The organism is Undibacterium sp. RuTC16W, from assembly GCF_049339445.1.
Taxonomy (GTDB): Bacteria; Pseudomonadota; Gammaproteobacteria; order Burkholderiales; family Burkholderiaceae_D; genus Undibacterium.
Genome location: NZ_JBMPPE010000005.1, coordinates 256,926 through 272,584, shown reverse-complemented (window position 1 = coordinate 272,584; position 15,659 = coordinate 256,926). Strand labels below are relative to the sequence as shown.

Genomic DNA, 15,659 nt, shown 5'->3' with positions numbered 1-15,659 from the left:
GACTACGGATACCTTTATGAGCTTACCAATAGCGCAGCCTAGCCCAGCACTCAATCCGTTTTTACACGATATGGGTGTCGAGTTTTTAGAAATGGCAAACGGTCGCGCCAAGATCGCGCTCGACCTGTCAGAGCGTCATATGAATAGCTGGCAAATCACGCATGGCGGCGTCATGATGACTATGCTTGACGTTGTCATGGCGATGGCGGGGCGCTCATTGAGTGAGGATTTAAAAGGCGTTGTTACGGTCGAAATGAAAACAACTTTTCTGCAGCCAGGTGGTGTTCCCGGCGGTCGTATCGAAGCACGCGGCTTTGCCTTTCATCGCTCAACTACCATGTGTTTTTGCGAAGGTGAAATGTGGAACGGGGATAAGCTCATCGCCAAAGCCATGGGGACGTTCAAATATCTGCGTCGCCTCAAGTCAGGAGAGAATATGAAAAAACTTTATGGTAGTGATTAGTCCAGCTGCATGATGAGTAGTTGATTACAAAGTAAAAGCACGTCCTGATAAATCCACATGAATGGAAAAGAGGAGACAACATGCCCGAACAGAATCATCCACAGTATTTTTCATCACGTCTCAACATGACTTTGAAGATTATCCTGGGGGGATTAATGACCACCGCATTCGGTAGTACTATTGCACAAACTGCCTTGCCAGATCCGGTAAGTACTGATCCAAAGTCACTGGGATGGATGCAAGGTTTTCCTCCTGCCCCAGATAAAGTCATTAAATTTAGTAATGGTAGCAACTATCAATTTCCACGCACTCGCTGGTCGTTTTCGCATGGACGAGAGTTGGGGGCGACATCGAATGTCTGGCATGGCCATTTGCCTGCCTCAGTATTGCCGCAAGCGCCCGCCAACCTGGATGGTATCAGTTACACCGATGATAAAGGTGTGACGATGACTTGGGCAGATATGCTGAATCTGACTTATACCGACAGTGTGCTGGTGATGCACAAAGGTAAAGTCGTGTACGAAAAATACTTCGGTATTAGTAAGCCCCAATTGCCACATATTGCGATGTCGGTGACCAAATCTTTTGTCGGCACACTGGCCGCGACAATGGCAGTTGAAGGCACGCTTGATCCTTCTGCTCAGGTGACTACCTATCTGCCTGAGTTGAAGGATACCGCGTATGGTGATGCGACCGTGCGTCAAGTCATGGACATGACAATCGGTGTTCAGTATTCAGAAAATTATGCTGACCCGAAAGCAGAAATCTGGGACTACGCCCGTTCTGGCGGTTTACTCCCAACTGCACCAACATATGATGGCCCAAGAACGTTTTACGACTTTTTGATGAAATTAAAAAAAGAAGGTAACCACGATGAAGCCTTCGCGTATAAAACCGTCAATGCCGAAGTGCTCGCCTGGATCATTAAGCGCGCCAGCGGCAAGTCCCTGTCAGACTTGTTGTCTGAACGTATCTGGCAAAAGCTCGGTGTCGATAACGATGCCTATTTTGCGGTTGATAGCATAGGAACAGAGCAGGGCGGCGGCGGACTGAATCTCACTTTGCGCGACATGGCACGTTTTGGTGAAATGATGCGTCTTGACGGCAAATTCAACGGACAGCAGATTCTGCCAAAAGCAGCTGTCGAAGATATTCGCAAGGGTGGCGATAAGACTAAATTTGCCAAGGCGGGTTACGCCACCATACCCGGTTATTCCTATCGCAATATGTGGTGGATAGGCCATAACAGTCACAACACATTTGAAGCGCGCGGTATTCATGGTCAGCGTATTTACATCGACCCGGTGGCCGAAATGGTCATCGTTAAATTTTCTTCCCACCCCATTGCGGCTAACGGCGCGAGTGATCCCATCACCTATCGTGCGTTTCAGGCATTGGCTAATCACTTGATGAAATGAGATCAATATGACTAAGGTAATCACTGGTAATTTTCAGCGCATCGTTCTGGCGTCCCGTCCTGATGGTGAAGTCAAGGTCGATAATTTTCGACTAGAGTCGGTACCCGTTCCTGACATTAAAGATGGCGAAGTATTAGTGCGCAATCATTTTTTGTCGCTCGATCCTTACATGCGCATGCGCATGGAGGATGCGAAAAGTTATGCCGCACCACAGGCAATTGGCGAGACCATGATCGGCGGTACGGTCGGTGAAATTGTGGCGACGAATAATCCTAAATTTGCGGTTGGCGATAAAGTCGTTGGCATGCTCGGCTGGTCAGAAATGGGTGTATCCGACGGTGTCTTATTGCGCAAAGTCGATACGACACACATCCCTTTGTCTGCCTATCTCGGATCAGTCGGTATGCCGGGTATGACCGCCTGGTACGGCTTAACGCAAATCATGCAAGCTAAAGAAGGCGACACCATCGTCGTCTCCGCCGCCAGCGGGGCAGTCGGCAGCGTCGTTGGTCAACTGGCTAAATTGCGCGGCTGCCGCGCAGTCGGTATTGCTGGTGGTGCCGAAAAATGTGCGTACGTCGTCAATGAACTTGGTTTTGATGCCTGTATCGATTACAAAGCCGGTAATCTGCAGGCCGATCTGGCTGCTGCGACACCGAACGGTATTGATGCGGTATTTGAAAACGTTGGCGGCGACATTTTCGACGCATGCCTGGCGCGTATGAACGCCTTCGGCCGCATCGCTTTGTGCGGCATGATTGCAGGCTATGACGGTGAACCTTTGCCGATCAAAAATACTCGTGTGTTATTGACGATGCGGCTAACCATGCGTGGTTTCATCGTATCTGAGCATATGGATTTATGGCCGCAAGGACTTAAGGAATTAGGCACGCTGGTCGCCACCGGTAAATTGAAATTCCGCGAATCTGTTGCCCCCAATCTGGCGGCGGCACCGGACGCCTTCCTTGGTTTGTTGAAAGGAAAAAACTTCGGCAAACAATTGGTCAAGCTCAATTAGCGCAAGTCTCTTATCTAATCAAATTCCTTTCCGTTATTAATACTGAATTGCTAACGGAAGGGGTAAAAAGTGTGGCATAGACGTAAGGACTAAACATGTCAGAAATTATTTTTCACCACTATCCGGTTTCCCCATTTTCGGAAAAAATCCGCCTGATTTTTGGCTTCAAGAACCTGGCATGGAAATCCGTCATGATTCCGTCGATCATGCCTAAGCCTGATGTCACGGCTCTGACAGGCGGATATCGCCGTACTCCTGTCATGCAGATCGGTGCTGATATTTATTGCGACACCGCCTTGATTGCCGATGTACTGGAGCGTATCGCTCCAGTACCGAGCCTGTATCCGCCAGCGATCGCCGGACTGTCAAGAACAGTAGCGCAATGGGCTGATACAAGCTTATTCTGGACGGCGATCGCGTACACGTTTCAGCCCGCTGCGATGTCTGGCATCCTCGGCGACATCACCCCCGAGCAAATGAAAGCTTTTGGCGCTGATCGTGCAGCGATGCGTGCCGGTGCGCCCCGCATGTCCTTGCCAGAGGCCACAGGTCAATTGCTGGAATACCTGCGCCGTATCGAAGATATGTTGAGTCAGGGTTCGGCATTCTTGCTTGGAGCCGATGCCAGTATCGCGGATTTTTCTACTTATCATGCGCTATGGTTTATTCGTCGTGTCCCTGCAGTCGCTGGCATCCTGGACGCTTATCCACTGACGTTGGCCTGGATGGATACAATCGCCGCCTTTGGTCACGGGCACCCGGAAAAAATGCGCAGTACCGAGGCAATCGAGCTTGCTCATAGCGCAACGCCATTGCCATCCGATGCCTCACTGCTTGATACGCACGGAATTACCTTGGGTGAGATGGTTACCGTGATGCCGACGGACTATGCGCTGGATCCGGTCGCTGGTGAGCTGGTATGCGCAAGCGCTAATGAATTTGCGGTCAGACGCATTGATGAGCGCGCCGGAACCGTGGTTGTGCATTTTCCACGAGTCGGTTTTCAGATGAAGCGCGCAGAGTAAGTAATCAACGTAATCAACGCACTCACGAATAAAGAAATAAGCAAAAGCCGATTTCTTTTAAAACACGCAATAAAGTAATTGATCAACGAGAGATCTGTATGAAAAATTTTCAAAATAAAGTTGCAGTAATTACCGGTGGTGGCAGTGGTTTTGGTCGCGAATTCGCTTTGATCGGTGCCAAGCTCGGTATGAAACTGGTGCTCGCCGATGTTCAGCAAGACGCGCTGGATAAGGTGAAGGCGGAAGTCGAAGCGCTTGGTGCCCAAGTCTTAATTCAGCGTTGTGACGTGCGTCATGCCGCCGAGGTACAGGCACTGGCCGATGCAACAATGGAAAAATTTGGTGCCGTGCATCTGGTCTTCAATAATGCCGGTGTCGGCTCTGGCGGTTTGATTTGGGAGAATACTCAGGCTGACTGGGAATGGGTATTGGGCGTCAATCTGTGGGGCGTGATTCATGGTGTACGCATTTTTACACCGCTGATGCTGGCCTGTGCCAAAACGGATCCGGATTATGAAGGTCATATTGTGAATACCGCATCAATGGCCGGCTTATTAAATGCGCCTACGATGGGCGTCTACAACGTCTCTAAACATGCCGTTGTCTCGCTGTCGGAAACCTTGTTTCAGGATCTGAGTCTGGTTGAGGCGCCGATAGGTGCATCGGTCCTTTGTCCGTATTTTGTACCGACAGGCATCAGTCAATCGCAGCGTAATCGTCCTGATGACGTGCAGGCATCCGCACCGACGGCCAGCCAGCGCGCATCACAGGCGATGTCTGATAAAGCCGTCTCATCAGGCAAAGTCACGGCAGCAGAAGTTGCGGAAAAAACGTTCAAGGCGATCAGCGATGGACAGTTCTATATCTATTCGCATCCCGCCGCTTTGGGTAACGTGCAGGAGCGCATGGAAGACATCATCACGCAACGTAATCCTGGTGATCCGTATAAAGCGGCTCCCCATATTCGCGATATGCTGCGTGCCCGACTTAAGTCTGAATAGTACATCGCATCCTCATTAATTCCATATACTCCTATATAGTATATTTATCACTGCCAATAAAGACGTGCGGTAATGGCATATTATTTGTTAGTTAGTGGGGGAGTATATGGTTTTTGCGGAGAGTAAGTTAATTGAGAGTTGTCCGGAAAAACGTGGCCAAATCTCAGTAAATGTGATCAGGTGTGCGCTCAAGACGAGACATAGCGCTTGATCAAATCAGTTTAAACAAACCGAGAACGCATCACGCTGTAGCCTGAATTAACGCCACGATATCGTTCAACAACAACGTCATAAAGCAGAGTCCTATGCAGTCACTCATCCAGTCGAATCAATTTGCCACGCTCAGTAACGGAACACGCCTGCATTATGCAAGTGCTGGCGAAACGGGTAAGCCACTACTGTTATTTGTTCATGGCTTTCCTGAATTTTGGTATGAATGGGCAGCGCAACTGGAAGAGTTCGGGCAAGATTATTTTGCCGTTGCTCCAGATTTGCGCGGCTTTAATTTATCCGATATGCCGAACGATCTTGCTGCCTACAAGGCCAAATACATCGTCGATGATCTGCGGCTACTTATCGGGCATTTAGGTTATGAAAAAGCGACTATCGTGGCGCATGACTGGGGTGGTGCGATTTGCTGGAATTTCGCGATAGCCTTACCGCAGATGCTGGAAAAGCTCATCATCATCAACTCGCCGCATCCGTATTTGTTCATGCAGGCGCTCAGCAGCAATACATCCCAAAAATCAGCGAGCGAATACATGAATTGGCTGCGTGCTGAGGGCTCCGAGAATGCCTTGGCTAAAGATGATTTTGCTTTGATCGAAGGATTTTTTAATGGTATGGGACAGCCACAAGCTGCATGGTTCGACGCTGCAACGCGAGCCAGGTACCATGAGTGCTGGTCTCGCGGTTTGAAGGGGGGCGTTAATTATTATCGCGCCTCGCCCTTACATCCTCCGACTGACAGCAATCAAGGACCATTAAAGCTGCAACTGAATCCTGAGGATTTTCACGTCAAAGTGCCGGTTCGGGTGATCTGGGGCGAGAACGATCAAGCATTGCCAACAACTTTACTTGATGGCCTGGAGGATTTCATCCCTGATCTGCAAGTCATCCGTATCCCGGAAGGCAGTCACTGGATCATTCACGAACAACCTGCACGCATCAATCAACTGATACGCGGCTTCCTGGATAACTGATATGGCACGACAGGATTTTGCCTTCTTCCATTCTCTGCGGGTGCGCTGGGCAGAGGTCGATATGCAGGGCATTGTTTTTAACGGTCACTACCTGACTTATTTTGATGTCGCCTTCACCGAATACTGGCGCGCCACCGGTTTGCCTAACTCCTTATTGCAAGCAAACGAAGGGAAAGAATTATTTGCCCGCAAAGCGACTATCGACTACATGGCGCCAGCGCGATTTGATGATGTGCTGGAGATTGGTGTACGTTGTGCTGCGATTGGTAACTCTTCAATGCGGTTTATCGTCGAGATTTTTATCGGCGATCAGCATTTGATTTCTGGTGAATTGTGCTATGTCTATGCCGATACCAGTGTACGCAAAGGAGTTGCCGTTCCGGCCCAATGGCGTGCGATAATTTCAGATCTCGAAACCCATAAGCCTGCGCTTTAACGCCATCATGATAAGCACTATGACGAGCACTACCGACACACACGGCAACGATGCCGGCACGAATACGCTGAAGATCACACTTGGCTCCTGGGCTGATCTGCAAAAAGAAGCACAAGCGATACGCTACGACGTCTTTGTGATCGAACAAAACATTCCTGCTGAGCTGGAGTGGGACGACATGGATGCGCAATGCCTGCACGCCGTTGCCTATGATGCGACTGGCGCGGCACTAGGTACAGGACGCTTGCTGCCGGATGGCCATATCGGTCGTATGGCAGTACGCAAATCCGCACGCGGTCTGGGCGTCGGTGCTGCGATTTTGCAAAGCCTGATGCAGCAGGCACGCCAGCGCGGCGATCAGGCTGTCAAGCTAAATGCGCAGATTTCAGCAGAACCATTCTACAGCGCCAATGGCTATAGCCGAGACGGCGAGGTATTTGAAGAGGCGGGTATTCCGCATATCAGTATGACGCATCAGTTTTTTTGATCATGTCAGTCTGGCATGCAAGTTGCGCTCAGCTTATCTGACATGAGCGGCTATAAAATGTGGATTTTCAATAATTCCAAGGCGGTTGCCAAACGGGTCCTGTACAGCACCGACTTTAATACCACCACCAACATCGGTGACCTGGTCGAGCACAATTGCACCATGGCTCAATAGTTGCGCCATCGCATCAGCTGCATCTGCGACACCCCACAGGGCTTGCGGACCATTGGTTCCCGGTACACCATCTGGTATCAAGCCAAGCTCAAAACCACCGACAGAAAATCCCACATAAAACACTTCATCGAAATATGGTTTGCCCCCCAACACTTGCTCATACCAGTGCTTGGCTTGAGTAAGATCGCCAACGGGATAAATGGCAGTGCGCAGACCTAACAGCATGGAGATTCCTTTCCAACAAATTATATTGATCAAATTACTCTCAACATGATTACTGCACTGATCTCTCTGAGAACGTTTATTTTGCAATCAGATTAATTGCCTCAGTTCGCCTGAAAACCAATCTTCCCCGTCAACAGCTGCCAATACATTAGCCAATCGCCCATGAAGGAATATAGCGGTTGTTTGAATGAGGCAGGTTTGTTTTTTTCAAAACCAAAATGACCTATCCAGGCGAAACCATAACCGCAGACCGGCGCGGCGACCAGCCACATTCCAGCGCCTGAGATAAAAAATGACACCAGACAAACCAGAACCAGCGTCGAGCCAATAAAGTGTAATTGGCGGCATATACGATGGCGATGTTCTGTCAGATAGAACGGATAAAACTCAGCAAAGCTGTTGTACTTGATGTACTCGGTATTCATCCTGGTCTCCGCTGTGAATGATATATATGCTTTAATCGTGAGCTGATCCTGACTGCCGCCCCATCACACTATTGCTACCAATACCCCTGCGATCAATACGAAGCTGCCTGCAATGCGCTCAGTAATGACGCTGTATTTAGGCTGCGTCGCCCAATGACTGGCTTTGTTTGCGAGCATACCGTAGCCGAGCAAAATAAAAAATTCAGGAATCATCGAGCACGCCGCGAGTATGATCATTTGTAGCGCAATCGGCTTCTGCGGATCAATGAATTGCGGCAGGATCGCAACAAAGCCGAGCATCGCCTTGGGATTCGTCATCTGTAGCATCAAGGCGCCGGTAAAAATCCGTTTACCACTTTGTGACGTGCTATCCATACTGCTAAGCGTGATTGGCGAAGGCTTGCCAAATATGGCAGATAAACCGAGATACACCAGATACGCCGCTCCTAGATATTTAATCGCCATGAAAAGCTTGGGCGACGCCAGAATAACCGAGCCTATTCCTGTTGCTGAAATGAGGAAAAATAGCGCATTGCCTGTCAGGATGCCGAGCGTGACAAACAAGGACATGCGCCAGCCGCGTGCGATACCGCAGGCCACGACCATCATGACGGCAGGGCCAGGTGACAGAGATAGTGCCGCCTCAGTTGCGGTAAAGAGTAACCAGTTTTCCATTTACTTATTCAGATCTATTATTTTTTTAGTTTGTTTTTAAACGTATTTTTTAAAAGTGTATTGCTATCAACGTAACCAGATTTTTTCAGAATCAGTTCGCTATCAGCGTGTTTTCTGTCTCAGTTTTGGCACTTGCTTAAATGCGTTCTCCCTCTTACGGGAGAGCGTGGAGTGAGGTGGCTGGTAATTAGCAATCAGATCAGCAATCATTCAAAACTCCGCACATAAAATCTGATTTTGCTAATTTTTGAACATTAGCTGATGCATTCCATCTGCGTAGTCCTTTACTTCAATCCCAATGCTCTCCAGGGTGTAGGAGTACGATTGCCAGTCGTCGGTAAATAATCAGGATTTAGCGAAATCAAACAGCGCTTGCAATACAGCATCGCTTTGTTCTGCCATCAGCGAATGACCACAATTGTCGATCAGTGTTGTCTTGCTATGCGCGATGGCTGTGCGTAACGTGCTAGTCGCTTTCGGTGGCGTCATCATGTCTTTTTTGCCGAGTACAAACAGCGTCGGACATGTGACTGTCTGCGCTGCCTGCTCGCCGTTGGCGTAAGCATTACAAGCCGAGAAATCGGTATAAAACACTTTGGCAGGATTGATTTTAGACATGCGCTGCATCAGACGCTGACTGCCGCTCATGACATAAAATCCTGGTCCCGGGCAAGACGGCTTGTGCGCAATTGTGCTGTGCGACCAGATGTTGACCATGTCGATCGCAGTTTGCTCTTCGTCGCGCGCGGCGTTAAGTAAGGTGTCAGATACTTTCATTGGATACGCAGTGCCGACTAGCGCTAATTTGCTGACACGGGCTGGCGCACGTGCGCTGGTCTCCAAGGCGATCAGTGATCCCATGCTGTGACCGATCAGACAGGCCTGCTGCACACCTGCCGCATCTAGCAAGGCGATCAGCCAGTCCGCCATTTGTTCGATACTAGTCAGTGCATCACCTTTGCTTCGTCCGTGTCCAGGCAAGTCAACGGCAAGTACATTAAAGCCATGATGGGCAAAATAACGGGTCTGCAATATCCAGACCGAATGATCATTCTGCGCACCGTGAATAAATACGGCAGTGGGCAATGTAGGATTGAAGTTTTTACCACCGGTGTAGCAATACGCTGGATGTCCATGAATGTTAAACAGCATCTCAGGCTCCTTTCTGCGCAGCTTTGAGACTACGAGCCAGATCGTCGATCAGGTCGTCAACATTCTCCAGTCCTATCGATAAACGCATGGTGCCCTCGGTAATGCCAGATGCCGCCAATTGTTCTGCCGGAACGCGGAAATGGGTTGTAGAAGCAGGGTGAATCACCAGCGACTTGGCATCGCCGACATTCGCCAGATGCGAGAACAGCGTCAGCGATTCAACAAAACGCTGCCCCGCAGCGCGATTGCCCTTGATGCTGAACGAGAATACGGCGCCGCAACCTTTTGGCAATAAGGTCTTTGCGAGTTCGTAATCCGGATGTGACTCCAGCTCGGGATACGACACCGATTCAACCGCTGGATGAGCGGCCAGATACTCGACGACTTTGCGCGTATTTGCGACATGCCTGTCCATGCGCAAGCCTAGCGTTTCTATGCCTTGCAAAATTGCGAAGGCATTATGCGGACTCATGACGGCGCCAAAGTCGCGTAAGCCTTCACGCCGGGCACGCAGCGAAAACGGAGCAATCGTCGATTCTTCTGAAAACACCATGCCATGGAAACCGTCATAGGGTTCGCACAGTTCGCCGAAGCGTCCAGTTTTTTCATACGCTTCTTGCCAGTCAAAGGTGCCACCATCGACCAGCAGGCCGCCGATCGCCGTGCCGTGTCCACAAAGGAACTTGGTTGCGGAGTGAAATACCAGATCGGCACCATGATCAAACGGGCGCAACAGATACGGTGTTGTGAAAGTAGAGTCCAGCATCAGCGGAAGATAATTATCATGAGCGATCTCAGCAACTGCAGGGATATTCAAGACATCCAGGCCCGGATTGCCTAGCGTTTCGGCAAACAGTACTTTGGTATTCGGACGGATTGCCGCTTTCCATGCATTCAGGTCTCGCGGATCAACAAACGTAGTCTCGATACCAAAGCGTTTCATTGTATAAGCCAGCAAGTTTTGCGAACCGCCATACAATGCTCGTGAGGCGACCACATGCGAGCCTGCTCCTGCGATTGTTGCCAGTCCCAGATGCATTGCAGCCTGGCCGCTGGCAACCGCAATCCCCGCGACACCACCTTCGAGTGCGGCGATGCGCTCCTCCAGTACGGCATTGGTCGGATTAGAAATTCGTGAATACACGTGACCGGCTCGCTCCATATTGAAGAGAGAGGCTGCGTGGTCAGAGTCTTTAAAAACAAACGAGGAAGTCAGATAAATCGGGGTGGCGCGCGCGCCAGTTGCGGGATCAGGTGCTGCACCTGCATGCAGCGAAAGGGTATCAAAACCGAGGTATTTAGGGCCGCTCATTGTGATGTTATTCTCTTAATTTCAATAGGGTAATGCTACCATTCTTCACTCCGCTAAATAAGAGGCTAAGCCGCAATTTCATCAAATAGCATGAGTTCACTGTAGTGATGATTGCAGATGGTATGACTGCCGGTAATTCGATGGACTTGCAGCGTATCGATATTTTCATGTAATTTAGTTCATCGCTTTGCTGGATTTTTTGCAAGGCTTGCGATACATTGAACACATAACATCAAATGTGCCGTCAGGAAAGCAACGAAACTGAAAGCAAGGCCAAACAAATTGATGAGGCTGGCACCTAGCGAAATCAGGTAGTGATCAAGAGGAGAGCAATATGAAAGTCTCGGAAATTCTTCAAGTAAAAGGCAACATCCTATACACCATTACCCCGGACACGTCGATCATTGACGCCGTTGGTGTCATGGAAGAAAAAGATATCGGCTCCCTGGTCGTCATGGAATACGGCGATTTGTCCGGCATTCTGACTTTTCGCGAAGTGATCCGTGCGATACACAATAACAAAGGCTCGCTCGGCGCTGGCACCGTACGCAAGTACATGGATGATCATCCGCTAACCGTCACGCCAGAGACCGAAGTTAATGAAGTGCGTCGTATGATGCTGGAGAAACATTCTCGCTATCTGCCTGTCATGGATGCAAAAACCTTGCTAGGTGTGATTTCCTTTTACGACGTTGCCAGAGCCGTTCTGGAAGCACAAAGTTTTGAGAATAAGATGCTCAAAGCCTATATCCGCGATTGGCCGGTTGAAGAGCAGGAAGAATAAAATGTCTTTGCCTATGGCAGTACCAGACTTGATCAAGAAAAAAAAGATCGGCAATCCGATCTGAGACGACGCCTGCAGGCATATTTCTGCAGGCGTTTTTGTTTTGGGCTGGCAGATATTCAGAGCGCGGCATGGCTTACTCCAGACGTATCCGACATCGCCACGCCCTGACGAGCAATCAAATAACCGTAGTTGACAATCGTAATTCAATAATCGTAATCAATAATCGCCGTCACCAATAACAACTGAAAAGGAATTACCTATGCAAATCGCCGTTGTTGGAGCAGGATTAGCAGGACTCACTGTTGCACGTCAGTTGCAGTCCCAGGGGCACCATGTCACCGTCTACGAAAAAAGCCGCGGAGTCAGCGGTCGTATGAGTACCCGCGTCACCGAGCTTGGTGGTTTTGATCATGGGGCACAATATTTCACGACCAGTTCAGATCGGTTTAAAAAAGAAGTCGCCGACTGGCGCAAGCTAGGCTGGGTTGTGCCATGGGAAAGTAAACTCGTGACGCTCGATCACGGAATAACGAAAGCCGCTGGCAGCACGGGGAAACGCTTTGTGCCAGTGCCAGGCATGAGCTCGTTAGGTAAGCAACTCGCGCACGGATTAGATGTTCGCACCGAACAGCAAGTCGTCTCCATTCAAGCCTTTGACCAACAATGGCTACTCTCGGTAAAGTCAGATGAAGTCGCCATCCCGGCATCGGCAGGCCCCTTCGATATCGTCATTCTGGCGATTCCGCCTGAGCAAGCGACGCCTTTACTCGAAGTCGTACCCGCGATGGCGAAACAAGCTGCCAGGCAAAAACTTGCACCATGCTGGACGTTGATGCTCGGCTTTCAGACCGAGCTCAATCTCGGTTATGACGGTGCCTGGGTCAACAACTCCCGCTTGGGCTGGATCGCCCGTGATACTGCCAAGCCGTCGCACCGTGCTGGCGAGCGCTGGGTCTGTCATGCAACTCTGGAATGGAGCGTTGAACATCTGGAAGATGATCCCGAACGTGTCAAAGAAAAGCTGTCCAAAGCCTTTCATGAATCCACCGGTTCACCAATTCAGGCTATCCATGCAGTAGCTCACCGCTGGCGCTATTCGCAAGCGACCAAGCCACTGGCAGAAGATTGCCTGTGGAGCGCCAAACAAGGGATCGGCGTCTGCGGAGACTGGTTTGCAGCCGGCCTGGATGGCAGCGGCAGAGTAGAAAATGCGTTTCTGAGTGCACTGGCTTTAGCCGCACAGGTCAGTAAAGCTGTAAAATAAGAAAAATAGGGGAGTATGGATAAAAACAATACTTCATCCGCACTGTTTTCGTAGGAATTTAAAAATAGTGGGGTGGAGTATCGTTTATTTTGAGGTATTTGGCGAAGGCATTGATTGCGCCAACGCCCGCTTTGTCGGCGTTACGCTATCGTTACTGGCTACTTAAATGCGCAAACCAGCGCGCCAGTCGTCCAGGGTTGTAAAGCGTCCAGGTTTTGCGTATTCCGCCCTGAGGCACATGCCATAAAGCTGTTGTGCCAGCACGAAAAAATGCGGTGTCGCCTGCTTTGAGTGTAAAGCGTTTACCCAGATAGTCGATATCAACGCCGCCACTCAATACATAAATCGATTCGTCGAGTTGATAATGCCATTCAAACGTCGAGACACCATCCGCTTCAAAGATTCCTGAGCTTGAGCTGCCATCTGCCGCCTTTGAAAATTCTACGGCCTTAAAATTCGGCCGACCTGACTTGACCCAACTGGCATCGACCTCGAATGGTTGTACCGGCAAGCTGACTGTACTGCTGCTCGCCGGAGCTACATGCAGCGCATAGGTAGCAGCACCGTAGATCATAACGCCAATAAGGCCGGCTAGAATGCCTGCAATGCCGTATTTGATTGATGTAGTCATACTGTCAAAACCCGTTATAAAAAACTGACGTCGATTTTAGCATTCGCATCTCCCTGACAGTGCGAGATCATTGCTTGATTGGCTGATTGGCTTACCGATTGGCGATGAGGCGTTCACCTGTTTGCAGCCGCCACAGAGACGCGTAACCGGCGTCGAGTGCCAGCAGCTGTTCATGTGTGCCGCTTTCGACGATTTGTCCCGACTCCAGAAGATAGATGCAATCAGCTTGTCTGACCGTTGAGAGGCGATGGGCAATCACAATCGTTGTGCGGTTGCGGCTGACGACGTCGAGGCTGCGCTGTATCGCGGCTTCCGTCTCATTATCTACGGCACTGGTTGCTTCGTCGAGGATCAGAATAGGCGGATTCTTTAAAATGGCGCGCGCCAGAGCGAGTCGCTGACGCTGACCTCCAGAGAGTTTTTGCCCGCGCTCGCCAATACGGGTGGCAAAGCCCAGGGACAATTTCTGAATGAATTCCGTTGCTTCGGCGGCTTGGGCTGCATCAGCAATAGCTTGATCAGAGACGCCGCTCAGACCGTAAGCGATATTCTCCGCAATCGTGCCATCGGTTAAAAAACTATCTTGTGCGACATAGCCAATAGCGCGGCGCAGATCTTGTAAGTTGATATCGTTGATTGCTTGTCCATCGAGATTAATGCGACCCGATTGTGATTCGTAAAATCGCAGCAAGAGCTTGACCAGTGTTGATTTGCCAGAGCCGGTGGAGCCGACAAAGGCGACGGTTTTTCCGGCAGGGATAGTCAGATTGATATCGCGTAGTGTTGTCGTCTCCGCATAAGAAAATCCTACATGGTCAAAGTGCAGCTCACCCTTGACCTGCTGTGGTGACAGGTGTGCGCCTTCATACGCGATCTTGATCGGTGTATTCAATAAGTTCATCGCCCGGTCAATTGCGGACATTGAACGTTGATACATATCGGCGACTTCCGCTAGTCCTGTGAGTGGCCATAATAATCGTTGGGTCAGAAACACCAGTACAGAATAAGCACCGACAGCGAGTTCGCCATGCAGGGTCAGCCAGCCGCCATAAACCAGTGTTGCGGTGAAACCAGCCAGAATTGCCATACGGATGACCGGCGTAATCGCGGAGCTGATGGCGATTGCACGTCCATTGGCGCTGCGATAGGCATCGCTGGCTTGCGCGACGTGCTTGCTTTCAAAATGTTCGGTTGCAAAAGCCTTGATCGTTGCGAGACCAAGTAAATTATTATTCAATCGTGCGCTGACATCACCGGCAGCTTCACGTACTTCTGCGTAGCGTGGCGCGAGACGTTTCTGAAACCAAAATGCACCGATCAGGATTGCCGGCACTGGCAGCAAGGAAATAATTGCCAGGGAGGGTTGTAGGGCAAAGAACACCGCGCTGACCATGATCGATGAGCAGACAACCTGAATAATTTGATTGGCACCACCGTTTAAGAAGCGTTCCATCTGATTGATATCTTCGTTCAGAATCGACATCAGGTTGCCTGTGCGTTGATTTTCAAAATAGGCCATTTCGAGTTTTTGCACGTGACTATAAGTATCGAGTCGCACATCATGCTGAAGATTTTGCGCGAGCTTACGCCATTTCAGAGAGAGCAAATACTCAAACCAGGATTCGCCGCCCCAGATCACCACATTTAACACACCGAGCAACAGTAACTGATGCCAGGTATCGGTAATACCAAAGCCACCCAGGACTTTTTTTGCCAGAAAGCTTTTATCCCCATTGACGACAATATCAACGGCAACACCAATCAAGACCTCAGGCAGTACATCGAAAAATTTATTCAGAACCGAGTAAAGCGTCGCCAGTCGAAAATCACGACGATACGATTGTGCATAACTCAGTAGTTTTTTAAGGGGATGGGTAGCTTGCATGTAATTTGGTCGGTGACGTGAGTATGGAGGCGAACTTGTTATGAGCGTTGGTCGGATTGAAATGAATATGAATAAGCAC

General features: G+C 49.9%; 17 protein-coding genes. 10 read left to right on the top strand and 7 right to left on the bottom strand.

Translation table 11 applies throughout. The features are described from left to right. Positions 1-16 precede the first annotated feature (16 nt). The 8 genes from ACO0K4_RS11985 (at position 17) to ACO0K4_RS11950 (ending at position 7,050) form a co-directional block, all read left to right on the top strand. Positions 17-463: a PaaI family thioesterase gene (locus tag ACO0K4_RS11985; protein WP_422956854.1), complete on the top strand. Its 447-nt coding sequence runs from the start codon at positions 17-19 to the stop codon at positions 461-463. Positions 464-618: 155 nt separating this feature from the next. Continuing rightward, entirely contained in the window at positions 619-1,881 is a 1,263-nt protein-coding gene (locus ACO0K4_RS11980) for a serine hydrolase domain-containing protein (RefSeq protein ID WP_422956961.1), read from the top strand. A gap of 7 nt (positions 1,882-1,888) precedes the next feature. After that, positions 1,889-2,899, top strand: a complete 1,011-nt coding sequence (locus ACO0K4_RS11975) for an NADP-dependent oxidoreductase (RefSeq protein ID WP_422956853.1) — start codon at positions 1,889-1,891, stop codon at positions 2,897-2,899. A gap of 95 nt (positions 2,900-2,994) precedes the next feature. Continuing rightward, a complete protein-coding gene (locus tag ACO0K4_RS11970; RefSeq protein ID WP_422956852.1) occupies positions 2,995-3,924 on the top strand; it encodes a glutathione S-transferase family protein in 930 nt (309 codons plus the stop codon). Between the two features lie 98 nt (positions 3,925-4,022). Then, complete coding sequence (locus ACO0K4_RS11965; protein ID WP_422956851.1) at positions 4,023-4,925, top strand: SDR family oxidoreductase; 903 nt, start codon at positions 4,023-4,025, stop codon at positions 4,923-4,925. A gap of 305 nt (positions 4,926-5,230) precedes the next feature. Next, positions 5,231-6,127, top strand: coding sequence for an alpha/beta fold hydrolase (locus ACO0K4_RS11960; RefSeq protein ID WP_422956850.1), 897 nt, complete (start codon positions 5,231-5,233; stop codon positions 6,125-6,127). Position 6,128: 1 nt separating this feature from the next. Next, entirely contained in the window at positions 6,129-6,563 is a 435-nt protein-coding gene (locus ACO0K4_RS11955; protein ID WP_422956849.1) for an acyl-CoA thioesterase, read from the top strand. Positions 6,564-6,582: 19 nt separating this feature from the next. Next, positions 6,583-7,050, top strand: coding sequence for a GNAT family N-acetyltransferase (locus ACO0K4_RS11950; protein ID WP_422956848.1), 468 nt, complete (start codon positions 6,583-6,585; stop codon positions 7,048-7,050). Between the two features lie 33 nt (positions 7,051-7,083). Here the strand turns inward: ACO0K4_RS11950 and ACO0K4_RS11945 are convergent, their stop codons facing one another. The 5 genes from ACO0K4_RS11945 to ACO0K4_RS11925 all read right to left on the bottom strand — a co-directional run bounded on the left by ACO0K4_RS11945 (position 7,084) and on the right by ACO0K4_RS11925 (position 11,013). After that, positions 7,084-7,449, bottom strand: a complete 366-nt coding sequence (locus ACO0K4_RS11945; protein ID WP_422956847.1) for a VOC family protein — start codon at positions 7,447-7,449, stop codon at positions 7,084-7,086. A 101-nt stretch (positions 7,450-7,550) separates the two neighbouring features. Next, complete coding sequence (locus ACO0K4_RS11940; protein WP_422956846.1) at positions 7,551-7,874, bottom strand: Mpo1-like protein; 324 nt, start codon at positions 7,872-7,874, stop codon at positions 7,551-7,553. A gap of 63 nt (positions 7,875-7,937) precedes the next feature. Next, on the bottom strand, positions 7,938-8,549 hold the full coding sequence (locus ACO0K4_RS11935) for a LysE family translocator (protein WP_422956845.1): 612 nt from the start codon (positions 8,547-8,549) through the stop codon (positions 7,938-7,940). Positions 8,550-8,894: 345 nt separating this feature from the next. Beyond that, positions 8,895-9,701, bottom strand: coding sequence for an alpha/beta fold hydrolase (locus tag ACO0K4_RS11930; protein WP_422956844.1), 807 nt, complete (start codon positions 9,699-9,701; stop codon positions 8,895-8,897). Position 9,702: 1 nt separating this feature from the next. Next, complete coding sequence (locus tag ACO0K4_RS11925) at positions 9,703-11,013, bottom strand: O-acetylhomoserine aminocarboxypropyltransferase (protein WP_422956843.1); 1,311 nt, start codon at positions 11,011-11,013, stop codon at positions 9,703-9,705. 334 nt (positions 11,014-11,347) lie between these two features. Here ACO0K4_RS11925 and ACO0K4_RS11920 point away from each other — a divergent pair, with 334 nt between their 5' ends. Further along, positions 11,348-11,797: a CBS domain-containing protein gene (locus tag ACO0K4_RS11920; RefSeq protein WP_422956842.1), complete on the top strand. Its 450-nt coding sequence runs from the start codon at positions 11,348-11,350 to the stop codon at positions 11,795-11,797. A 262-nt stretch (positions 11,798-12,059) separates the two neighbouring features. Further along, positions 12,060-13,064, top strand: coding sequence for an NAD(P)/FAD-dependent oxidoreductase (locus ACO0K4_RS11915; protein ID WP_422956841.1), 1,005 nt, complete (start codon positions 12,060-12,062; stop codon positions 13,062-13,064). Between the two features lie 151 nt (positions 13,065-13,215). Here the strand turns inward: ACO0K4_RS11915 and ACO0K4_RS11910 are convergent, their stop codons facing one another. After that, entirely contained in the window at positions 13,216-13,695 is a 480-nt protein-coding gene (locus ACO0K4_RS11910; protein WP_422956840.1) for a cupin domain-containing protein, read from the bottom strand. A 91-nt stretch (positions 13,696-13,786) separates the two neighbouring features. After that, on the bottom strand, positions 13,787-15,580 hold the full coding sequence (locus ACO0K4_RS11905; protein WP_422956839.1) for an ABC transporter ATP-binding protein: 1,794 nt from the start codon (positions 15,578-15,580) through the stop codon (positions 13,787-13,789). Between the last annotated feature and the right edge of the window lie 79 nt (positions 15,581-15,659).